General features: G+C 37.0%; 28 protein-coding genes and 1 pseudogene. 5 read left to right on the top strand and 24 right to left on the bottom strand.

Features of this window, described 5'->3' with window-relative positions; all coding sequences use genetic code 11:
* Position 1: 1 nt before the first annotated feature.
* The 11 genes from ACZYT3_RS07380 to ACZYT3_RS07330 form a co-directional block, all read right to left on the bottom strand.
* On the bottom strand, positions 2-1,822 hold the full coding sequence (locus tag ACZYT3_RS07380; protein ID WP_464088194.1) for an alpha-glucosidase: 1,821 nt from the start codon (positions 1,820-1,822) through the stop codon (positions 2-4).
* A gap of 140 nt (positions 1,823-1,962) precedes the next feature.
* Positions 1,963-3,270, bottom strand: a complete 1,308-nt coding sequence (locus ACZYT3_RS07375; protein ID WP_464088193.1) for a restriction endonuclease — start codon at positions 3,268-3,270, stop codon at positions 1,963-1,965.
* A 96-nt stretch (positions 3,271-3,366) separates the two neighbouring features.
* Positions 3,367-3,588: a hypothetical protein gene (locus ACZYT3_RS07370; protein WP_464088192.1), complete on the bottom strand. Its 222-nt coding sequence runs from the start codon at positions 3,586-3,588 to the stop codon at positions 3,367-3,369.
* A 91-nt stretch (positions 3,589-3,679) separates the two neighbouring features.
* Complete coding sequence (locus ACZYT3_RS07365) at positions 3,680-4,522, bottom strand: hypothetical protein (RefSeq protein WP_464088191.1); 843 nt, start codon at positions 4,520-4,522, stop codon at positions 3,680-3,682.
* Positions 4,523-4,668: 146 nt separating this feature from the next.
* Positions 4,669-5,904: a DUF2075 domain-containing protein gene (locus ACZYT3_RS07360; RefSeq protein WP_464088190.1), complete on the bottom strand. Its 1,236-nt coding sequence runs from the start codon at positions 5,902-5,904 to the stop codon at positions 4,669-4,671.
* A gap of 208 nt (positions 5,905-6,112) precedes the next feature.
* Entirely contained in the window at positions 6,113-7,303 is a 1,191-nt protein-coding gene (locus tag ACZYT3_RS07355) for a site-specific integrase (RefSeq protein ID WP_009271880.1), read from the bottom strand.
* 77 nt (positions 7,304-7,380) lie between these two features.
* Entirely contained in the window at positions 7,381-7,584 is a 204-nt protein-coding gene (locus ACZYT3_RS07350) for an excisionase (RefSeq protein ID WP_004613735.1), read from the bottom strand.
* A 374-nt stretch (positions 7,585-7,958) separates the two neighbouring features.
* Complete coding sequence (locus ACZYT3_RS07345; RefSeq protein WP_008787631.1) at positions 7,959-8,201, bottom strand: helix-turn-helix domain-containing protein; 243 nt, start codon at positions 8,199-8,201, stop codon at positions 7,959-7,961.
* Complete coding sequence (locus ACZYT3_RS07340; protein ID WP_008787630.1) at positions 8,191-8,619, bottom strand: RNA polymerase sigma factor; 429 nt, start codon at positions 8,617-8,619, stop codon at positions 8,191-8,193. The genes ACZYT3_RS07345 and ACZYT3_RS07340 overlap by 11 nt, the downstream gene beginning before the upstream one ends.
* Before the next feature lie 279 nt (positions 8,620-8,898).
* Complete coding sequence (locus tag ACZYT3_RS07335; protein WP_008787629.1) at positions 8,899-9,123, bottom strand: hypothetical protein; 225 nt, start codon at positions 9,121-9,123, stop codon at positions 8,899-8,901.
* Between the two features lie 31 nt (positions 9,124-9,154).
* Entirely contained in the window at positions 9,155-9,580 is a 426-nt protein-coding gene (locus tag ACZYT3_RS07330) for a hypothetical protein (protein WP_008787628.1), read from the bottom strand.
* Here ACZYT3_RS07330 and ACZYT3_RS07325 point away from each other — a divergent pair.
* From ACZYT3_RS07325 to ACZYT3_RS07305, 5 genes and pseudogenes are all read left to right on the top strand, one after another.
* Positions 9,555-9,839, top strand: coding sequence for a topoisomerase C-terminal repeat-containing protein (locus ACZYT3_RS07325; RefSeq protein WP_008787627.1), 285 nt, complete (start codon positions 9,555-9,557; stop codon positions 9,837-9,839). The two genes, ACZYT3_RS07330 and ACZYT3_RS07325, sit on opposite strands and share 26 nt — an antisense overlap.
* Before the next feature lie 191 nt (positions 9,840-10,030).
* Positions 10,031-10,200 (top strand): annotated as a pseudogene (locus ACZYT3_RS07320) (MLS leader peptide).
* A gap of 48 nt (positions 10,201-10,248) precedes the next feature.
* Positions 10,249-10,332: a 23S rRNA methyltransferase attenuation leader peptide gene (locus ACZYT3_RS07315; RefSeq protein ID WP_001814874.1), complete on the top strand. Its 84-nt coding sequence runs from the start codon at positions 10,249-10,251 to the stop codon at positions 10,330-10,332.
* Positions 10,333-10,456: 124 nt separating this feature from the next.
* Positions 10,457-11,194: a 23S rRNA (adenine(2058)-N(6))-methyltransferase Erm(B) gene (erm(B), locus tag ACZYT3_RS07310; protein WP_001038792.1), complete on the top strand. Its 738-nt coding sequence runs from the start codon at positions 10,457-10,459 to the stop codon at positions 11,192-11,194.
* A 145-nt stretch (positions 11,195-11,339) separates the two neighbouring features.
* Positions 11,340-11,624 (top strand): topoisomerase C-terminal repeat-containing protein, encoded by a 285-nt coding sequence (locus ACZYT3_RS07305; RefSeq protein ID WP_002326770.1) that lies wholly within the window; start codon positions 11,340-11,342, stop codon positions 11,622-11,624.
* A 177-nt stretch (positions 11,625-11,801) separates the two neighbouring features.
* Here ACZYT3_RS07305 and ACZYT3_RS07300 read toward each other — a convergent pair whose 3' ends face one another.
* The 13 genes from ACZYT3_RS07300 to ACZYT3_RS07240 all read right to left on the bottom strand — a co-directional run bounded on the left by ACZYT3_RS07300 (position 11,802) and on the right by ACZYT3_RS07240 (position 22,014).
* The gene (locus ACZYT3_RS07300) at positions 11,802-12,218 is read right to left on the bottom strand and encodes a hypothetical protein (RefSeq protein WP_008787625.1); all 417 of its coding nucleotides are present in this window, start codon (positions 12,216-12,218) and stop codon (positions 11,802-11,804) included.
* A complete protein-coding gene (locus ACZYT3_RS07295; RefSeq protein ID WP_008787624.1) occupies positions 12,215-12,418 on the bottom strand; it encodes a helix-turn-helix transcriptional regulator in 204 nt (67 codons plus the stop codon). The genes ACZYT3_RS07300 and ACZYT3_RS07295 overlap by 4 nt, the downstream gene beginning before the upstream one ends.
* A gap of 100 nt (positions 12,419-12,518) precedes the next feature.
* On the bottom strand, positions 12,519-13,430 hold the full coding sequence (locus ACZYT3_RS07290) for a conjugal transfer protein (protein ID WP_008787623.1): 912 nt from the start codon (positions 13,428-13,430) through the stop codon (positions 12,519-12,521).
* Positions 13,431-13,447: 17 nt separating this feature from the next.
* Complete coding sequence (locus tag ACZYT3_RS07285; protein WP_285395101.1) at positions 13,448-14,455, bottom strand: bifunctional lytic transglycosylase/C40 family peptidase; 1,008 nt, start codon at positions 14,453-14,455, stop codon at positions 13,448-13,450.
* A complete protein-coding gene (locus ACZYT3_RS07280; protein ID WP_008787621.1) occupies positions 14,452-16,656 on the bottom strand; it encodes a CD3337/EF1877 family mobilome membrane protein in 2,205 nt (734 codons plus the stop codon). Before ACZYT3_RS07280 ends, ACZYT3_RS07285 begins: the two co-directional genes overlap by 4 nt.
* Positions 16,656-19,106, bottom strand: coding sequence for a conjugal transfer ATPase TcpF (tcpF, locus tag ACZYT3_RS07275; RefSeq protein ID WP_008787620.1), 2,451 nt, complete (start codon positions 19,104-19,106; stop codon positions 16,656-16,658). The genes ACZYT3_RS07280 and tcpF overlap by 1 nt, the downstream gene beginning before the upstream one ends.
* Positions 19,084-19,482 (bottom strand): conjugal transfer protein, encoded by a 399-nt coding sequence (locus ACZYT3_RS07270; protein ID WP_009243016.1) that lies wholly within the window; start codon positions 19,480-19,482, stop codon positions 19,084-19,086. The genes tcpF and ACZYT3_RS07270 overlap by 23 nt, the downstream gene beginning before the upstream one ends.
* A 116-nt stretch (positions 19,483-19,598) precedes the next feature.
* Positions 19,599-20,102 carry an antirestriction protein ArdA gene (locus tag ACZYT3_RS07265; protein WP_002323345.1) on the bottom strand — a complete coding sequence of 168 codons (504 nt, stop codon included), beginning with the start codon at positions 20,100-20,102 and terminating at the stop codon, positions 19,599-19,601.
* A 17-nt stretch (positions 20,103-20,119) separates the two neighbouring features.
* Positions 20,120-20,623: an antirestriction protein ArdA gene (locus tag ACZYT3_RS07260; protein ID WP_008787619.1), complete on the bottom strand. Its 504-nt coding sequence runs from the start codon at positions 20,621-20,623 to the stop codon at positions 20,120-20,122.
* Complete coding sequence (locus ACZYT3_RS07255) at positions 20,542-20,838, bottom strand: hypothetical protein (RefSeq protein WP_008787618.1); 297 nt, start codon at positions 20,836-20,838, stop codon at positions 20,542-20,544. The genes ACZYT3_RS07260 and ACZYT3_RS07255 overlap by 82 nt, the downstream gene beginning before the upstream one ends.
* A 109-nt stretch (positions 20,839-20,947) precedes the next feature.
* A complete protein-coding gene (locus ACZYT3_RS07250; protein ID WP_008787617.1) occupies positions 20,948-21,568 on the bottom strand; it encodes a hypothetical protein in 621 nt (206 codons plus the stop codon).
* 89 nt (positions 21,569-21,657) lie between these two features.
* The gene (locus ACZYT3_RS07245) at positions 21,658-21,819 is read right to left on the bottom strand and encodes a hypothetical protein (protein ID WP_002322988.1); all 162 of its coding nucleotides are present in this window, start codon (positions 21,817-21,819) and stop codon (positions 21,658-21,660) included.
* Between the two features lie 60 nt (positions 21,820-21,879).
* A complete protein-coding gene (locus tag ACZYT3_RS07240) occupies positions 21,880-22,014 on the bottom strand; it encodes a DUF3789 domain-containing protein (RefSeq protein WP_017143882.1) in 135 nt (44 codons plus the stop codon).
* Between the last annotated feature and the right edge of the window lie 127 nt (positions 22,015-22,141).

Below are 22,141 nucleotides of genomic sequence, written 5' to 3'. Positions count from 1 at the left end.
TTTAACCCTTCTTTCTGTAAATTCTTGCTTCATAGGCTTGTAACTCATTTGAAAATATTTCCTTAGGAAAGATACATTCATAGCTCTCATCTACAGGATGAGCTTTTTGTGGTCTTTCACCTAGGTTACAATCTATGAGGTAATGATCTCGCTGGTAAGTAAAACGATTTTTCTTTTTATTTAACACTTTGAAATCACCATATATTAATTGTATATCACTTTTTCTTAAAGAAATCAATTCCTTATAAGCCTTGAATACATTCTCATTGATAGGCTGATGAAGCCCTTGATGATGATTTGGAAATTTCTTGTTCCATGGCAATAAGACGCGTGTATGTTCTCGAGTACCGGCAAGTATTGTCCTAAAAACTTCTTCATGCGACTGTGTTTGAATATGTTCTTCATAATAGCCTTTTGATTCGACATCACTGATCTGTGACATAGAGGTAAAAGGATAATTGACTAAACCCATCTCGTCTCCTTGAAAGATAAAAGGAGTGCCTTTTAAGGTCATTTGCATGACGGCTAACAAAATAGCAATGGATTCATGATATTCTTTTTTATTTGATATCTTAGAAATCATTCGAGGATTATCATGGTTATTATAGAAAATGGACATCCAGCAGTTATTACCATAATTTTCGATCCATTCAATCATATAATCCCGGAAATAATTCAGATCATAAACATAATCTTCAAAACGGACATGACCCGGTGTTTCTAAATGATCAAAGGAAAAGATCATATCTAATTCTTCCCTCTCTTCGCCGGTCACCAGCTGGGCCATCTTCATCCCTAAGCCGGGTGTTTCACCTACAGAAAAGGCATCATGCTTGGCGAAAGCTTTCTTGTGGATCTCATGTAAATATTCATGTAAATGAGGCCCATAATAGTAATGTTCAATACCTGTGTAACCCATCATTTTCCCAATCGTTTCATTTCCTGATGGAAGACCCTTTTCTTTGGATATATAATTGATGACATCCATGCGAAAACCATCCACACCTTTATCCAGCCACCAATTGATCATCGCAATGATATCTTCTCGAACATGAGGATTATCCCAGTTTAGATCCATTTGTTTTTTAGAAAACAGGTGCAATCCCCATAATCCTTCTTTCTCGTAATGATTCCAGGCAGAACCAGAAAAGAATGATGTCCAGTTATTTGGCAATGTATCTTGCTCTTTCAGAAAATAATAGTCACAATATTTGCTTTGAGGATCATGCAACGCTTTTTGAAACCATTCATGTTCATCTGAAGTATGATTTACTACCAGATCCATGATCAGCCTCATTCCTTTTTGATGGACTTTCTCTAGTAATTCATCAAAGTCTTCCATCGTTCCAAATTCTTTCATGATTTGTTGATAATCTCGAATATCATAACCATTATCATCATTAGGAGAATCATAGATCGGAGATAGCCATATCGCATCAATGCCTAGATCGGCTAAATAATCCAATTTTTCAATAATACCCCTTAAATCACCAACACCATCATGATTGCTGTCATAAAAACTTCTTGGATAAATTTGATAGAAAACCGCTTCTTTCCACCATTTCTTTGTTATTTCGCCCTTTGATACAAATGGAACATCCTTTTCCATGTTCACCAAATGCAACAACGCATCGAAAAAAGAATCACCTAATTGCTTACGAGTAAATCGGGCAATTGTTTTTAGCTTTAAGTTAGATACAAGTGAATTTGTAATGAGTTTTTCATTCAAACCTAATTGCATCAATACTTTATATAAAGCATCATGCCCTACCGGGTTTTGATATAAATCTTTGATCTTACTTTCTAATGTTAGTTTTTTCATATTTGTATTATAGCTTATTTTTGAGATAATGAACATGTGACATTTTAATTTATAGACAATTATATTGTATGTACCTAGAATGTGATAAATTTTACCATTGATATTGTATGATTTTAGCTAAATATATGCCTAACATTGCTTTAAATTCCAAGTAGTTCTATAGATGATTCTATTTGTTTAATCAAATAATTATATTTGGAAATTAATAATCGTTCAAAGTCTTCATATACAGTTATGCTTTCTAATTCTAATTTATTAATATCTATAATGTAATTACCTAACATAGCAAATCTTACAATTTCTTTACTTGCAATTGAAGTTAATCCATTCCGAGTGATCAATATTGTTGCTGAATTACCTTTATAAGACATTATATAACCTATTTGACGTATTACTTCAACTCCTACCTTAGATTCCCAATTCTTACACTCTATTGTAATCAAAGGTCCTAATTTCCAAAATTCTGATTTAAAAGATATATTACTACAGCTTATATCTATTTCATCGCGTCCTGTATGAATTCTTTTACCCATTAATTTTAAATTTTCTGAACAATTAATTAAATATTGTACAATATTTTCTAATGCTTTACCTTTTTCATTTGTACTATTCACATCAAGTTCTTTAATTAAAGTTTTATATTCATTTATATTAAACTTTCTTATATTTCCAAGTAATGAAAATTCGGGAAAATTATTTTTTATAATTTTTAAAATAGCTGGTAAAAAGACATAGCGTGTTTTTAACAATTGTACATAATCTTTAGAAATGATTGTTTCATCTTTTCCAGTAAAATAAGCATTTGTTCTCCGTAATGTTTCTAAATAACATTGATAGTAAATATCTTTATTAATTATCGGTTTACCTTTAACTACAGTCGAATTATCGCAAATCTCTTGTTCCATATATCTCATAAAACTTTTATGAATTTTTCTTATATCTTTTTCTTTCCATTGATTAATAGATATAGCTAATACATAATTTAACACTTTTTGCCAATCTTTGTATAATTCATATGGTTCAAAATATTTTTTGAATGCATAAATAGGATTGGATACAATCGTATCTATTTCTCCAATTGTTATCAAATCTATATCTGAGGAGTTTAATTTTTCTCTTATATATGGACGTTCAAGGCTTAAATAAAGTTTTAATCCGCCCTCTAACAATAAGAATGTTTCACCTGTTTTACAATCAGGTAAATGAGAAATAATTCTCCTTCCTTTCAAATCATCAAGCATAAAACTAGTTGTAATTATCTGTTTACCAAAAAGAAAAGGTTTTTCATTATCAAACCAAATCTTAAATGTAGAACTTGCTAAATCGCCTCTATCATCTTCCAATTTAGAATTTGAATATAGACAAAAAGCTTCAATTTGATCTAGTCTAAGTAATAATTTTTTTGGAATACGAATATGACCATCATAAACAAGATGAATTAAATACAAAGATATGAATGTTTTAAAATATCAGTATCTTCCGTTGAATTAATATTTAGTAAATCACCATTTTTCATTGGATCTGAAATTATTTTATCTATTTTCTTAATATATTCTTTTCTGCCAACTATACAAAAAAAGTTCAAGAATATTTTCATTTTCAATACGCTCAAATATTTCTTCTCTAATTATTAATATTTCTTCTTCAAATTCTTGAAATGTGTATTTTAAACTATCGATATGTTTTAATTCTATTCTATTGGTTTGTTCGTCTAAAATACCACAAAGATATACAAATAAAAGATTTTGTTGTTTTAAAATATCCATATTCTCTCCCTTCTAGATATTTAATAACATAATATTTGAAAATCCATGAATACTTAATTAGTACAAATGTCTAACTAATTTTCCTTGTCATCTAGTCTGTTAAATTAGAATAATCAGTCTCGCTTAAATATTCCTTCTTTTCTAAATTATAAAAACTCGGATCTGATAAATACAAATCTTTAAAACTATCTTTTAATTTAATAGCACATGGTTTAAAAGTTACATAAGTTAACCCACCACTAACAATTCCACCTACAATAGGCACTATTTTAGAAAAACCTTTTGCAAAAACATCTTTGGTCATTTTAAAACCTAGTGTTGTCGCTACTTTTTTAACTATTGGATAAAGAGTTGTTTTAGTAAGTACTTTTTGTGCAAGGGATTTTGATACTTTTTTAGAAGCTGTTTCAGCAATAATCTTTACCCCCTGATTAGCACCATTTACACCAAACATAACACCTAGAAAAATTAATAACTGATTCATAGTCTCATCACTAATGTTTTCACCATTTAATTCAAAATCACTAAAACCATATAAGTATGCTAACTTTTGCATCACTCGCAACATGAATCCAAAATATTGTGCAACATCAGCTGGAATGGTTGCTGCCATTGCAGCGCCTCCAGGCAATCCTGCTGCAAAAGAAATTGCTGAAACTTTATTTGTTTCATAGTCAATCATTTGATCTGCTATTTCTGTAATTTTAGAACGCAATATCCCTGCACTTGCAGGATTATCTTTAATTGCTTTTAATACCTGCTCTTCTGAATAATATTTGATCAATTCTTTATATAAAGATTCACTACTTTGCACTTTTACACCAGGAATTTTTACTGCTTGAATTAAAATATCCTCAGGTGTTACTTCAATACTGCTCACCTTTTTAGAAGTATCTTTTACAATTTTTTTTACTTTGTTAATTGATGTATTCACCGATTCGCTAGCTAAGTTCTTTGCAGAATTCGCAAGATTTTCTGATTTATCGATAATTTCTTTTACATCTACTTGTGAAACTTTTTCTTTATCCTTTGATAATGATTCTTTTAGTAAATTATTCTTTTTTTCATTCTTATGCTCCCTTATTTATCTTTCAACTTCATTCTCAAATATTTTTCTAACTTTTTATCAACACAATATATGTAGCAACCTTTTTGCCCTCTTGTTAATAATGTCCTATATGTATTTTTAATGATTCTATCAGCAATACGTAATGCTTCTTCTTTGTTTTTCTTATATAATCCTTTTAGTCCTTTAATTGATTGATCAGTTGTAGCTCTTTTTGTAAAATCAGTAACTATCCCATCCTCATATCGTAAATCTTCACCTATAATTACCCCTACATAATCAAATTCTAAACCTTGGCATGTATGAATACATCCGATTTCATTCACTGATTCAGGATCAATCGCCCAAGTAGAAGAAGAGCCCAAATTCCACGACATACCAAAATCCCCAATTTGAATATCATGAATATCACTATTATTTTTACCCTCTTTAATCCAATTCCAGCAATAACCTGCTACTATTCTTGATTTATTATTTATTTTGTTTTTTTCTAAGATCAACTGTTTTACTTCTTGAGGAGTGCTGCAAATACGAATATCATAATCGTAATCAAATTCATCTGTTGCCTCTTTATTGATTTCTAAAACATTATCGATCCAAGATAAGTAAGAGTCACTTCCATTACATCGAAACTGTGAAATTAATGTATCTTCATAAATTTCGGCATCAAAATATTGGCACCATTTCTTTATTGCATCACTATTACCAATATCTTTTGTGGTAACCAATTGAAAATCATCCACAAAAAAGATACTGGTTTTCGCAGCATTTATAATTTCTTTAATTTGATTTTCTCCTAAATTCTGAAACATTCCCGACTTTTCATTTAAACGATGGGCTTCATCAACAATTAAACAATTGAAATCATCTTTTAACGATTCAGTAAATGCTCCTGAGCCTTTAAATAGATTATCAATATAAGCTTTTCGATATTTTCCATCTGTCAATTTTTTCCGATATACTTCACGAGGTGCAGAATTTTTTGTAACATATATCACATTCTGATTAAGATTTAATATTGCTACTAGCATATTAATCGCAAGAACTGTTTTTCCTGTACCAGGCCCTCCATGAATAATATAAACTTGTTTCTTATTCGTTTTATTTTTAGCAATCTCTAAAGCCTTTTCAAAAACAACTTTCTGATCGTCTATAAGAGTAAATTCTTTATTACCTTTTAATAATGAAGATAAGCAATCTTGTAAAGATTTACTTGGCACTATTTTTCCTTGTTCAATATGATTTAACACATTGGAGTTTCCTTTTTTTATTATTTTTGATATAAAAACTTACTAAATTTCTGATTATCTTTTCATAAGTTGGTAAATGCCGATATATCCCGTATTTTAGGGCTTTATCGGTATTTTCTTTTTGGAAGATACCTTGCATAAGCTGGCATTTACCAGCATGAAAATGCAACCAAAAGTAGTAAATGAGTAGTAAATATAAGCTCCGATATTAACAAGCCAGTCTTTCCAGTTCCGCTTTTGCAGATTGAAATGTACCGTGTGCGTAATAGCCAAGTGTCATGGTTATGTTAGCGTGTCCCATGAGATATTGCAGGGTGTTTGGGTTCATTCCTCTATTTGCCATATTCGTACAATAAGTATGCCTGAATGAATGTGGTGTGATGTTCGGTAACTTATCCGTGTGATACTTGTTATATTTCTTAATCAATCCTCGCACCATACCCTCATAGTTTCCTGCAACTTTAGGCAAGCCCTCACGGTTTAAGAATAGGAAATTGCTGTAACCACCTACAATCAGCGGTTGTGCTTTTCCTCTGCTCTTTAGTATTCTTTGGATTGCTTGATAAGCCCGTTCTGTCAATGGAAGTTCCCGTTTTCCGTTTTTGGTCTTTGGTGTTTCAATATAGTAGCCTATTTCGCTATCTTTCAATAGCTGGTGGTCTATATTGAGTATTCTGTTCTGCATATCAATATGCGTCGTCAGTCCGCAAAATTCAGAAATACGAAGTCCCGTTTCCAGCAGAAGCACAACCTCATCATAATACTTGCTGTAAATCTTGTCCTTTTCCATAAAGGCAAGCAGGCGTTCTTCCTGCTCTGGTGTAAGGATAACTTTCTGCTCCGTATCATCTTCCAGAACATCACTTAGCTTAAATTCAAACGGGTTCTTTCTGATACAGTCGTCTTGTATCGCCATGTAAAATGACGCTTTCAAGGAACGCTTATAGTTATCAATCGTTTTATAGGCATATCCTTTTTCACTCATTCTGATAGCCCATTCTTTAGCGTCCGATTGCTTCACAGTATCAATCGCCCTCATACCCAACGGGTCGTTTTTCAGAGCGTTCATAAGATACTGTCGTCCTTTTTCAGTAGCCCTTTTGATGTTCTTTCTTTGGCTGTTCTTCTTGTCGTAGAGCTGGCAGACTGTCATTTTACCGCCGACTGTGTCGATACCGTCGTTAAGGTCTTTTTTTATCTGTGCTTCTTTTTCCCTCAACGATATATCATCACGCTTTCCAGCAGGTGTCTTGTCTGTCGGTACAAGTTTCCAAGAATAGACAAATTGTGGCTTTCCGTATATATCGGTATATTTATAAACGTATCTTCCGTCTTTTCGCTGGCTCTCTCCATTACGCAAATTGCGATTTTTACCGTCTTTTCGTTTTACATTAGACATAGTGTAAAGCTCCTTTCCGTCATGGAATGAGCCGTGATACGCTATATTTATTATACCATATCTACGGCTCAATGACATTAGATTTCGTCCAATGTATCTATGATTTTTTCAAATTGTTTTCGCTTAATCTGAATACGGTTACCGTTCACGATAACCCAGCCAGCGTCAATATTTTCTTCGGCTAATTTACGCAATTTCTTTTCGCCAATGCGGAAGTATTTGGACGCTTCTTCAATCGTCAGCGTATATTTTTCCCAGATAGGCACATCAGTATTGTTCATAATCTATGCACCCCCTTTACTGTGTGTCATTTTTTACAAGCAGGCAGACGGCTTTGGAAAGCTCCGTTAGTATCTCAACTATTCCCATTCTTGTGGGCAGAACCGCACCATGCGGACGTATCATTATTCTGTGAGGATAGGTCGTGGCAAAACGACTTTTCCAACAGTCGCTCTCGGATCACTGCGTGGGTCGCTCGCTTTCTTTTGAAAAGGTCGTGGCGTACAGTCCCCGTGGCTCGCTATCTCACAAACGTATCTGTCTGCTTTATTCAGTTGTCAAAGAGCTGTGGCGAAAGCGTGTTGCTTTCATGTAAAAGCAGGGGCAGAGCAGGAAAGAGGGGATTGAACAAATCATGCTCTGCGGTTACTGCTTGTTATTCTTCGGTTTCTAAAGGAATATCAAAGTCCAAAATCATTTTGATAAGTGCTTCTCTGATACGTCCTTTTAATTCCATGTCTACGACTATGCAGACATTACCATATTTGTCGTAGAACGGACGCAAACAACATTTTGATATGTACGGGTCATACAACGCCAGTATCTTTTCAATCGCATTTACGTTGCCGTCCACAGCCGACGAAATAAGGTAAAATGACGGGCGTGTGTTATTCATCATTCATGTTCTCCTTTAATTTTTTCTTGATTTCTTCAAGTGAGTTCTTCCTACTGCGGAACGACGTTGAACGGTTAATCTTTAATCTGTCGCCGATTTCTGTATCGCTCATGCCTAAGAAGAAATACATCAACAAGATTTCTCTGTCTTTTTCAGACAGATACTTAATCGCTTCTGCTAAATCATCATCAAGGACACGAACCTCAATACCACATACATCAAAGGCGGTATAATCGCTTTCGTATTCGTCCCAGACTGCCAGCTTTTCTACGACGATTTCTGGAAGTTCACAATAGGAAATTTCCTTATTTCTTCGTCGCTTTAATTCTTTGCGATAATTACGGACAATGCCTTTCACTACACGTTTGAGCTTGCAGTCAAATTGACATTGTATTGTCTTTTGAAAGTCCGACGGTTTCATATCATCACACCCCCTTTCCGTTATGACGTGAAAAGTGTTTATCCCTCTTTCCGCACCATATCTGTACAGCAAGGTGTGATTTGTTGCATGATTTTGAAAAAAAATGAAAAAATTTTTTCGGGTACAAAAAAAGCCCGCACAAAACATATAGTCTGTACGAGCTATTAAAGCTGTGAGATATTCAGTTGTTAATAAAATGCTGTTAGGTAGTGTATGACCGTATAAGATTATGCTTAAAACTTTCCATGACACAAGCCCCCTTACAGCACTTGATTTCTATTAAACTTTTGTCTTTTTTGTAATCTTGTAAATATATTCTTCTGGAGTAGGGCGTTTATTTCCAAAATACTTTCTGAAATTCTCCTGCACTTCTGGGTCGGTGCTGTTCATAGCTTCATCAATCGTCGCTTCAATATCAGCTCGAACATCAGCTAATGACACACCGCCAGCTTTTGCACCAGCTTTCAATGCTTTTTTAATATCTCGTTTTTTAAGTCCTATCATAGTATTACCTCGTCACAATTTACTGAATGTTTTAGAAATGTTTTTCAAAATGCTTATATAGAATAATCCCTAAAAATGTTTGCAGTAGGAATAAACCAAATATAATGCCTATAATCCATGCTTCAATATGAAGTAACGCAAGTACAAAAGCAACAAACAAGTACACGAAAGTCATTAACTGATATACTAAAGAACCAGCTTTCATTCTTAAAAATATTTTTCTTTCATCAACATTATTGATGTGATTTTCTCTATTTATATTTTGTAATTTTTCTTTATTTTTTGGCATTTCATAATAACAAATTTTCAATAATTGAACACCAGAAGCAAAAGCTAAACCGAACCCCATTGCGTAAAAAAGTGTAGCGTAATAATCAGTATCAATAACGAAATATCCAAAACATATAAAGATTATACCTATAATAATCTCAATGATAAATGATAATTTTTTCTTCATTGTTAATTCCACCTTTCAAAAGACTACATTTTCTGTATTAAAAAAATCGTTTTATGGTTGTTCAAATTATCCTGAATGTAAGTTTACTTTAGCTGAACATTTTAGAAAGAAAAAACTAACCAAAACGAATGTAAAAGAATTACTGGAGGGAAAAGAAACCCTGGTAAAAGGAATCAAAAACAAAGAGAAAAAGCCCTACAATGCCGTTGTAAAAATTGGGGAAAAGGGATATATTGATTTTATATCTTTCTCAAAATAAACATAAAAGCCCTTTAAAGAGGGCTTTTATATATTAATCACAAATCACTTATCACAAATCACAAGTGATTTGTGATTGTTGATGATAAAATAAGAATAAGAAGAAATAGAAAGAAGTGAGTGATTGTGGGAAATTTAGGCGCACAAAAAGAAAAACGAAATGATACACCAATCAGTGCAAAAAAAGATATAATGGGAGATAAGACGGTTCGTGTTCGTGCTGACTTGCACCATATCATAAAAATCGAAACAGCAAAGAATGGCGGAAACGTAAAAGAAGTTATGGAAATAAGACTTAGAAGCAAACTTAAGAGTGTGTTGATATTGCAGTATCTTAAAATTTTGTGTATAATAGGAATTGAAGTTAAATTAGATGCTAAAAATTTGTAATTAAGAAGGAGGGATTCGTCATGTTGGTATTCCAAATGCGTAATGTAGATAAAACATCTACTGTTTTGAAACAGACTAAAAACAGTGATTACGCAGATAAATAAATACGTTAGATTAATTCCTACCAGTGACTAATCTTATGACTTTTTAAACAGATAACTAAAATTACAAACAAATCGTTTAACTTCTGTATTTATTTACAGATGTAATCACTTCAGGAGTGATTACATGAACAAAAATATAAAATATTCTCAAAACTTTTTAACGAGTGAAAAAGTACTCAACCAAATAATAAAACAATTGAATTTAAAAGAAACCGATACCGTTTACGAAATTGGAACAGGTAAAGGGCATTTAACGACGAAACTGGCTAAAATAAGTAAACAGGTAACGTCTATTGAATTAGACAGTCATCTATTCAACTTATCGTCAGAAAAATTAAAACTGAACATTCGTGTCACTTTAATTCACCAAGATATTCTACAGTTTCAATTCCCTAACAAACAGAGGTATAAAATTGTTGGGAGTATTCCTTACCATTTAAGCACACAAATTATTAAAAAAGTGGTTTTTGAAAGCCATGCGTCTGACATCTATCTGATTGTTGAAGAAGGATTCTACAAGCGTACCTTGGATATTCACCGAACACTAGGGTTGCTCTTGCACACTCAAGTCTCGATTCAGCAATTGCTTAAGCTGCCAGCGGAATGCTTTCATCCTAAACCAAAAGTAAACAGTGTCTTAATAAAACTTACCCGCCATACCACAGATGTTCCAGATAAATATTGGAAGCTATATACGTACTTTGTTTCAAAATGGGTCAATCGAGAATATCGTCAACTGTTTACTAAAAATCAGTTTCATCAAGCAATGAAACACGCCAAAGTAAACAATTTAAGTACCGTTACTTATGAGCAAGTATTGTCTATTTTTAATAGTTATCTATTATTTAACGGGAGGAAATAATTCTATGAGTCGCTTTTTTAAATTTGGAAAGTTACACGTTACTAAAGGGAATGGAGATAAATTATTAGATATACTACTGACAGCTTCCAAGAAGCTAAAGAGGTCCCTAGCGCCTACGGGGAATTTGTATCGATAAGGGGTACAAATTCCCACTAAGCGCTCGGGACCCCTTGTAGGAAAATGTCCTAAGTGTGGCAACAATATTGTATTAAAAAAATCGTTTTATGGTTGTTCAAATTATCCTGAATGTAAGTTTACTTTAGCTGAACATTTTAGAAAGAAAAAACTAACCAAAACGAATGTAAAAGAATTACTGGAGGGAAAAGAAACCCTGGTAAAAGGAATCAAAAACAAAGAGAAAAAGCCCTACAATGCCGTTGTAAAAATTGGGGAAAAGGGATATATTGATTTTATCTCTTTTTCAAAATAAACATAAAAGCCCTTTAAAGAGGGCTTTTATATATTAATCACAAATCACTTATCACAAATCACAAGTGATTAATCACAAATCACTTGTGATTTGTGATTCTTAATGATACAATATTACTATACAAAAAAAGAATGGGGCGTAGTTATGGAGAAGGAAAAACTAAAAATACTTGAAGAATTAAGACGTATTTTTATCTAAATAACGAGCTGTTATAACCCATGTAATTTGTCCGATAGCAATAACTCCTGCTATCGAAAAAAACACAACTTTACTCATATATCCCATAAAGACAAGAGCAAATAATACAAGAACCAATAATGTAAGTGTTACTTTATAAGCATTCGCAAGAGAAGCATTAGTAATTGCGATATTTCTTTCATCATTTTCTAATATTTGCATTTCTTTTGTTGGCTTACTGAATATATCACAACCCATAAAAATCAATATTATTCCAATAAGCGTTGTACCATAGACAACCAAATCTGGACGAGGTACGGGCAATAGTTGGTGTACGCCTAAACCATAAGTTAGTAAACCACCTAAAAAGATTATTACACCGATAAATAATTCAACTTTTTGTATCTTATGTTTCATTTGCTTTCCTCCTCATAAATAAATATTTCTTCAATACTCATTTGAAAGTACCTTGCAATTTTAAAAGCTAAGATAATAGAGGGATTGTAGCGTCCATTTTCTAAAGAGCCTATTGTTTGACGAGATACTTCAAGAGCAGTCGCTAAATCTTCTTGTTTAATACCTCTTTGTTTTCGTAATTCTTCTAAACGATTTTTCACAACATACCCCTTTCTTGAACAAATGGAAAGTTTGCTTTCCTTTTCTAATCTTATGATACTCCTGCAAGTAAAGAATGTCAAGCAAACTTTCCATATTTTATTATCCTACAATCTTCCAGTTGCTATCCTTATGTAGCACAAGTTCATACTGCGATATTTGTGTAGCCTTTGTCTGATTATCAAGGAATTTCACAGCAACTTTGACTTTCACATTGTCCCCGTCCTTTGTAAAGATAGGGTTTACCAGTTCAGCATAAATGTAGTCCCTGCCGATAGGCTCAAGCACATTTCCCGATACATAGTAGGCAAGCTCTTTTTCTGTGGCTGTCGGGTACAGCTTAAAGAATGTTTCAAGAAATGCAGTAGCGTCATTGACGGTATCAGCGTCTACACTTGCATTTGCTTCTGGTGTCTTAGGCTCATAATCTGATTTCTCGATTGCTGGTGCAAGGGTAGGGTTCTGAACGATTACCATATCCCCGTCAGCGTCTACATGGACTTTTACGGTATAGGTTGCTTTCACATTGCTTGTCTGTTCTCCCTCTTTTATCTGCTGATCCACTTCGTAGGTAGCAGAAAAAGTGTCCGTTCCCGACTGTTCAATACTCCATACAATCACATCTGTAACTGTGGAGCTGGTCGGTATATCGGTTCTAATGGTATCCACATTCAAGTCCTGCAATTCCTTTGTCAGATAACCGCTGATTGCCTGCGTCCTTGCTTCAATCGCTTCTTTGCTGTTACTCCATGTGTAGTAGGGCTTTGCAAAGTTCTTCACAAAATTTTCTATCCCGTTGGTGTCCTGCAAGCGAAGCTCTATGATTTCTTTTTCATGGGTCGTGTGCTGGTCGATAGCCGTAAAATTCTTATACGCCCCAAAGCTCACGCTTGCGATAAGCACCACCCACAATGCAATCACGGATTTTTTATGTGTGCCTACCTTGAAAGTACGCACCTTTTTTTCTTTGGGTTCTTTGATAGTTTCTGTCTGTTTCTTATTCTTTCTAAACATGATGAAATCCTCACTTTCTATTGTTTTACTCGTCCTGCACCGATTAAGTGCTGTTGCCAGTAACTACTACTTAGGTCTGCATATCCTATCGGGTCGCCTGCGTGGTACATCTGTGTCGGCGAAACAAGAATACCGACGTGTGTTACATAACTTCCAGCGTTATAGGTAGAATGGAAAAATACCAAGTCCCCAGCCTTTGCCTGCGAAAGTGGAAGATGTTGGGTTGCGTCATACTGTGCTTGTGCGGTTCTCGGTAAGGAGATACCAGCTTTTCCATAGCACCATTGCGTCAGTCCCGAACAGTCAAAAGAAGTGTTGGGATTGCTACCGCCATACACATATTTCCAGCCTTGATATTTCAATGCTTCATTCATTACCTTTTGTGCCAGTTCTCCCGATACCTGCGGAACAGTTAAATACTGATTGACTAATTCCACATAGAACATATTTCCATAGCCATACCGCCAGCCCCCATTCTTCGCAACGGCTATCGGGTTGGTGTAGGTTACTTTCTTTCCACCCGATTTTTCACGGGCGAAGCTCTCTGCAAGGTTAAAGGTGTGTTTCTTTCCTTTTCCTGCCACATATCCCACATAACCACCACCATAGTTATAAGACTGTATCGCTACATTCAAATCGTCGATACCTTGATTTTTACAGGAAGAAAGCAGGGACGCAAAATACTTACACCCCTGCTTGATTGAGCTTTCCGTATCTAAAGAGTTGGGCGGTAAACCAAGACTTTCTGAACTCTGCATAACATCTTCTGCCGTACCGCCACTTTCTACTTGAATGATAGCCAGTAGCACGTTGACATACTCGGAGATACCGTTTTCTCTGGCGTATTTTTCCACCATAGGCTGATGTTTCAAGACTTCTGCGGATAAATTCATACCCGTAATGCCAGAAGAAAAGTTGCTGTTCTCGTCGTCGCTGTCCGCACTAATGAGGACACCAAAGAAAAGGACTATGGAAAAGAGGATAGGAAACAGACTGCCAATAAGAGCGATATGTTTCAGTTTCATTTTTTCTTCTGTCCTTTCTTCGTTACAAGGTTACGGTTCTTTTCGGTATGTTCCGTTGTACGCTTTGATTGTTCAAAGGTCTGTTTCTTTGTAGTACGCTCTGCTTTGTAATTCTGGCGTGTTTCCTGCGATACTACTTTTTCTACATTCTGCCTATGTACTGGCTGTGCAGGCTGGGTCGCTTTCTTATCAGAAGCACCAGAAGATAACGGACGCTCTTTCACAACATTTGTCTTGACTGGTTCACTTGCTTTTGAAGTGGTCGCTGTGGCAGGACGTTTCACTTCCTGCATTTTTTCCGCACTCGGCTTTGGAATGGTTGAAGCTGTGGCTGGTCGCTCATGGGGACGGGTAGCTCCCGTTGTCGCTGATCCGTCCGTCTTTCTTTGTCTTGCTTCTTGTGCCTTTTGAAGCTCCATACGTTTGTCAGCGATATTCTGTCTATGCTGTTCCTGCTTTTCCAAGCGTCCCGTCTGTCTGGACTGCTGTTCCTGCACCATGCCACGCTTGAAGTCTGATACGCTGGACTTTGCCTTTTCCTTTGCGGAATACACCGCATAAGCGGTCTGTGTCGGCATATCCTTGATATTCTCTTTGACAGCGTTAGCCTTGTCTTTCACTTTATTTTTCGTATCTAAGACAGCACCCACCTTTGAGCCTGCACGCTGTCCCATGCTGGAAGTGGTATTGCCCCGATTTTCTTTAGAAGCCGTATTTTTTCTTTCGGCTCTCTTGCCAGCAACGGCACTTCCAGCTACCGCACCAGCCACACCACCCGAAATACCGCCAGCACTTACCGCCCTTGCAATACGGTGTTCCATACGCCTAGCCCTATGTCGCATAAACAGATACGGTCTGCGGAAAATTCTTCGTCCCATGTTTTGACTGTCGCCAGCATTAAGTGAGAACATACTCATTAAGTCGCCCAGTTTCATATAGATACCAGCAAAACACACTATCTGCAAGAACGCCACCATAAAGAACGGGTAGTCTGTGGAGATGTTATAAAACATACTGGAAATGCTGAACGCCACCGTTACAATGAGCGTTATTCCTGCCCGTGTCATTATGGTATTAAATACCCTCACGATTGCCTGCTTTGCCATGCTTTCATAGCTCGGTATCATGGAAAGTAGAAAGCTGATAGGTAAAAACATTGCAAAGATAATAAAGAGTATCTGGCTGAACAACATCATACCCGTAAGCAAGAATACAAATATCGTGATACCTAAGTTAAAGAATAGCAGGAAGAACACCATACCTAAACGGTTTACGACCTGCGGTATCGTCAGATTGTTGTTGTCATTGTCCTCGATTTCTGTTTTCACGACTTCCTCTCTGGTCTTGCCGTCCTCGTCCTCTGGACTTACTGATACCAGAGCTTCTACACGGTCTGTCCCGATTTCCTCTGCGTTGCTGTTACCAAATTGAAGCAAGAGCCACGGCTGTTCCACTTGAATGGAAAACAAGCTGTCCCGTATCAAGTCCACGCTGTCCTTGCCCTCGCTGTCAGAGTTGGGGAGCATGATTTTTGTTCCCAAGTCCAAAGAAGCGGTACTGATGTCTGATGAAAATTCATTTATCTTCTTGATGTAATCGGGAGCGTAGGCAATAAAGGAAGCGGACAACACGAACACCACCACAAAGTTAATAACAGCGTGAAGTGCCTTGCTGGTTTCGCGTTTGATAAGTCCCGTATAGGCAACATAAAGTCCCACTATTAAGATAATGAGAAGCAGGAAACCGACATAGAAGCCCGTAGAAGAAAAGCCGTTCTCGGTAACGCCTGCAAGGGTCTGTATGCTTTGTCCGATACTGTCTGCCATATCGTTAATAAAATCAAGTTTGTATGCTTCCTGCACCACATAGCCCGTAGCATTGCTTAAATAAAGGCTTATCGTCCAGACAAAATTGGTAATGCAGTAAAGTCCGTACTGCACCGATTTTCCGATACCGTCCAGCCAGTTCCATGGCAACCACGACCAGCTATTATCCACATAAAAATCAAGCTGGTAATTCGACAGCGGATATTTTGAGTAAAGATTTTCTGCGTTTATGGTATCGTCCACAAGCCCCGTCGCATGAGCCACCGTCCCCAGAAGTGAGAGCAGGATAAGGGAGAGTGCCACGACAAACAGAGCCATTTTGAGAAAGTGAAGTATCTTCCTTTTTGTGAACGCACCTTTTATCCTTTCTTTCATCACTCCACCTCATTTCTCTGTACGGGCGGTCTGGTATCAAAGGCGTGTAGCAGTTCTTCAAAGACTGGGTGTATCTGCACCACACCGACACGCCCGTATAAGTCCTGCAATAAGCATTGTCCGTTCTCCAAATCACGCAAGCGTTTCTGGTTGTTCTCGTCGTCCTTGTCGATACCGAAAAATTCTAAGGTCTGCTTTATCTCGTTGATGTCAGTAGAACGAAAGGCAAACTTCAAGCCGATATTGTTTTTCAGACTTTCCTTTGACACGTCGCCAGAAGATTGTGTAACAAAATAGACGCCTGCCTGCATAGCTCGTCCAGCACGCACCAGCTTATTTGATAAAGTTTCGCCTTGTGCCACATTTAAGAACGCCCACGCTTCGTCAAGGTCTACAATCTTAAAAATGCTTCTGTCTGAATGGATAAAATCAAGGGCAAAGGTACTAATCACAATCAGCATAGACACCGACAATAATTCAATGGTCGTGTATTCCTCAAATGTTGTATCCTTATCTGGTAATACTAAGTCCGCTACTTGAATGATATTGAGTTGGTTATCCAGACTGATTGCATTTTCCACCGTACCGTCTGAAAACAGCAGGTGTGCAAAGTCGTAGTCCGTGAAGCTGTCGATATGTTCTGCGATATTTCTTGATATGGGTGTATCTTCACGGCGTAGCTCGTCTATCACATGGAGCAAGCCCCGACTGTCGCTCTGGGTAACGGAGCGTACCGCCTTACGAAGTACAGGGAATTTTTCGCCGTCCCTAGAGGAAATACCCGTAAGGAATGTTAAGATGTCGATTGCCAGACTTTCAGCGTCTTTTACATTCTTCATAATCACGAACGGGTCAAGAAGTCCTGCATTGTCCTTGTCGCTGGTAAGGTTTACGATATTGATTTCATGGGCGATTTCTGGGAGCGTTTCTTTCCAGTTGCCCCTCTCAGCTTTGGGGTCTAAAATGACTGCTTGACCGCCAAACAGCACCGCATAATATACCAGAAGATTGTTGCAGAATGACTTTCCACCGCCAAGCGAACCGACAAAAGCAGAAGCAAGAGCGTTTGTTACTGTACCTTTTACACCCTGCGAAGCTAACGACGGTTGCAGGTACACATTTCTTCCCGTATCAACGGAATAGCCCATATAGATACCCGTAGTTTCCCCTAACTGCTGGGTCGCACCAAAACCAAGACCTGCCAAGAAATCTGATTTTACATACTGCACGTAGTCATTGATATATCGCTTGCTGGCAGGAAGAAATTCAGAATGAAGCCCCAGCATATCCCCAGCAGGACGCACCAGCTTTACATTGAGGTCGTCGTAAAAATCTTTGACTTCATCACAACGGCGTTTTAATTCGTCCAAATCATCAGCCGATACACGCACTACATAAGAGAGCTTATACATACTTTCTTTTGTCTGGTCTAAGTCCGTTTCCAGCTCATCCACGCTGTCTAATGCGTCCACCACATTTGAGCTTGTTTCACTTCCTGCTTGATAAGCGTGATTGTCAAGGTCTTTCAATTCCTTTTTCTTGTTGCGGACGGTTGTTAATGCTTTACGGTTCTCCACGATTTCTACATTCATAGAAGTATCAACGGGGAATGTGAATTGCTGTTGCTGGAAATAGAAGATTTCAGACGACGGAAAATCAAGCTCGCCAACAATCGCATTGACGGTAAAGTAGGACACATAGCTTTCCCTGTCCTCATGTTCCAATCGCAAATACCGCTGGCTTTCCTCAATCACACACCTTGTCGGACGGATAAGGTCGTAGTATTTTATCAGCGTTTCTTTCTGTAATTTCTTCTTTGGTAGCTGGTACTCATAATCTTCATAGGCGATACCGTCCCTGCCGTAAAGATGTTCCATGAGATACCCAAAATCATGGATTTCCAAGCGACGCACCTTAAAGCGACGGGAGATTTTATTTTCCAGCAACTTTTCCATTTTCATATAACGGTTGATTTCATCATTCGGCATGGAAACAAAGTCATTCATCAGCGTGTGGTTCACTTCATGGAGAAATTCCTTGAATGTCAGCCACGCCGATTTTTTGATGTTCTTCAGATTGAGCTGTTCTTCCGTAACCATGAGCTTAAAGCCAAGAAAAAAGCGGTAGTCCACTTGATTGTCCCCAATCATTGATACTAACGCTTCGGTCTGTTCGTCTATCTTCTGGCAGGCAACTTCCTTTAATTTCCCCGTAACCAGCTTCTTTGACTGCTCCTGCATACTTCGTATTGAGCTTTCCGTTGCAATCTGCAACGCATGAATTTTTCCCTCACGGGACTGTGCGATAAGCTGTCGGAAACTGTCATGCACGATAAATTTCTGCTCTGCGGATAGGAAAGAATAGTTGTATGGTATCAGCTCATAATAAGCAAACACCTCATTGTCCTTATTCCAGACAAGGTTATTGTCAATATATTTTATCGGGAACATAGTTCACACTCCTTACTGCCGTGATTGTTTCATTGAGTATCTGCTTATGCAGTTTTACGGCTTTTCCTGCATAAGTGATTTTCGGTCGCAGGGCATAGGTTATCTGTGATTTCAAAAAGCTGTACGGCTTCTTTCCGTCAAAGGTTTTCTGCGACATAAACCATGTGAGAGCAACGGGAATACCAAAGTATTTGAGAAATGCTCCCTCAATCATGGAAAGTGGGGGAATATCCCCAAACAGAATAATGAGAAATTCCGTAATCACAAACCATGTAATCTGTGTAAAGGTAACGGGAAAGGGTAAGTTAAAGTCATTGATTGCATACAAGACTTTTTCCACGTTCCAGATACCCGTATAAGATTTAATCTTTTTCAAGTTCTTTCAGCTCCTTTCGTAAGTTTCTAAATAGAAAAGGACAGCCATTTTCAGACTGTCCCTTAAAGAGAAATACGCTGTCAGTAACAACAATGCTTGTCGCTGATCTTCCAGCGTTAATATGGTATCTCGCACATACCTCGGCTTGTTTCAATAAAGCAACCGCCCATATCCAAATCTCGCCCGTAGGCTTCATAGTCAATGTAATTCTGTAAGCTGGGTGGAATGTCCCCAAGTGCCTGCAATTCGTCTATGTAGTAATAGGCAACGTCTGTCATAGTTTCACAGTCGGGATAATAATAAATATCGTCCTTGTGTTCCACGACTTCTTCCAGCGTCCCGTAGTGGCTGATAAATTCGTCCAGACACTCTACAATATAGTCGGGAAGTTCCTCTATCATTTCATACATCTCATTGAGTTCTTCAATGGAAACATACTCGCCAATCGCAATGGGGAAGTTGTCGGTATCATGGATAGCGTATTCCTCATACTGTTCATTCAAGCCGATTTTTTCTTTCACATCTTCCTCGTCAATGGGGAACGTGAACCAAGCACCGACTAAATAGCCCTCATTGTATTTGCCAAGATTAGCAATGTAAACCGCCATATCATCAATCATAAGCACCACCTCATTTCCTACTCTGGCAGTTCAAAGATACCGTGTTCTGTTACTAAAAATTTCCCGTGTTCCTGCAAGTGAGAAGCGTAGGCTTCAAAGTCAAAGTAATATTCTTGACAGTCCTCGGATAAATGCTTAAATGTCGGGTCGTTCATCAGCTTTTGCCTTGCAACATCTATCATGCTTTTGCAGTCGGGATAAACCGTAATCACGTTCCTGCAAATATAAAGTGCTTCTAAATTTTCATACACGGTAAGAAGTGATACATATTCTTCCTGCATATCGCTTGAAAGCTGGCGGTACATAAAATCTAATTCGTTGAGCTGGTACACGCTTGTATGTTCGTGGACTTCATCAGCAAAGGGCAGTACCTTTTCGATAATGCGGTAATCCCCACTTTCTGCACCGACACCTAACTTTTCTTCAAACTCTGCAACATCTATCGGCAGGTCAAACCAGTATGATGTTGTTTCTTCGCCAGTTGTTCCTTTCGTTTCCACCAGCACCCTTGTTTCCTGCATTGTTCCTCACGTCCTTTCTGTTGTTTCATCACATCTTGTAAGGTCTGGTACGACATACCAAACACATATTTAGAAAAATCTTCTAACTGTCTTTCTTCATAATCGGCAGGGTTCAGTCGTTTCATTTCCTGCCACACCTTACGCTTGTAAGAGGGCAGGTCGGAAATATAATCACAGCCGACTTTCGTCTGCATATCCTTAAAAATATCGCTCATTTCATCACTCCAATCTAAAATTTAGGTAAGAAAAAAGCAGTCAATCCTAAGACTAACTGCTTTGTGTGTATGGATATGAAATTGTCAAACTGGGATTTATCAATATAAACTACCATGGAAAAATATAATAAAATACCAAAGTACTTAATACAATTCCGACAATATACATTTTTCTATAGTTTACTTTTTTGAAAAATATTATGGTAAACACAACAGCTCCTATAATATCCATTAACAACTGAAATAGGAATGTTTGATGTTCCAAAAAATAAATAAAAACTGCTATTGTTTCAGCAAATAATGCTCCTACTGGTAAAGAATATAATACTGAACTAAAAATATGTTCCCTATTCCAATAGTACAGAATAAATGCTGCTATTGCACAAGCGATTGACCAAACAGTAAACAATATGAATAGCCCAAAGCGGAATCCGCCGGAAAACATAGGTATAAACATTCCTAATATTGCTTGTAAAGCATAAAAACTTAATGTCATTCCAAACATATACAAGAACGAACTAATTCCTGCACAAATATTTGAGGTGCTTAACATAACGATGATAGTATTGGTAATAATCCAAAAACCAAACAATGTTTGAGGTGATGAAAAACTCCATAGTGTATCTGCGGGAAAATAATCTAACAGTCTACATATACACCCTACTAATATACCAATTACAAATATCGCTGTATAAGACTTATATGTATTTCTTAGTTTTATATTTGACACAATAGTTTTCCTCCTAAGTTCAAATTCATATTTGTCGTTTTCTTCATATCCATATTATATCACTCACATATTAGCACTACAATAAAATTTTATGCACCGATAATCTTGTTGAACAGCTCTAACAGTACATCTTTCACACCGCCGGCATTGAATACCAAGCCGACAGCAATCAAGGCAACTACCAAGAAGCCAATGAGCTTTGAAAACTCACGCTTGAACCCTAAGTAGATACCGATAACCACAATCGCCATAAGCACTAAGCTCTGTGCGTTTGATAAAAACCATTGATATAAATTTTGTCCGAAATTCATTTAATTGTCCTCGCTTTCTTTTAATTGTTCCATTTCATAGTCAGCTTCTTTGCCGACATTCAAAATACACATCAAGACTACGCCGATACCCATTCCCATAGATACCAGCAGGAAGTCTTTTAATAATACCCACATTTTTTATCACTCCTAACTTTCTACTAAATCTTTTGCAGGGGTCGTCTGCTGTTTGATTATCATTTCATGCTTTTCTGTGAGCTTTGCCTGCTGTTCGATTGTTTCCATGTAGTCTGTACCGTTTCCC

The sequence above is a fragment of the Traorella sp. mt218 genome (genome assembly GCF_055420025.1).
The sequence above is the reverse complement of the archived record's forward strand: the minus strand, read 5'-3'. Positions and strand labels throughout refer to the sequence as shown.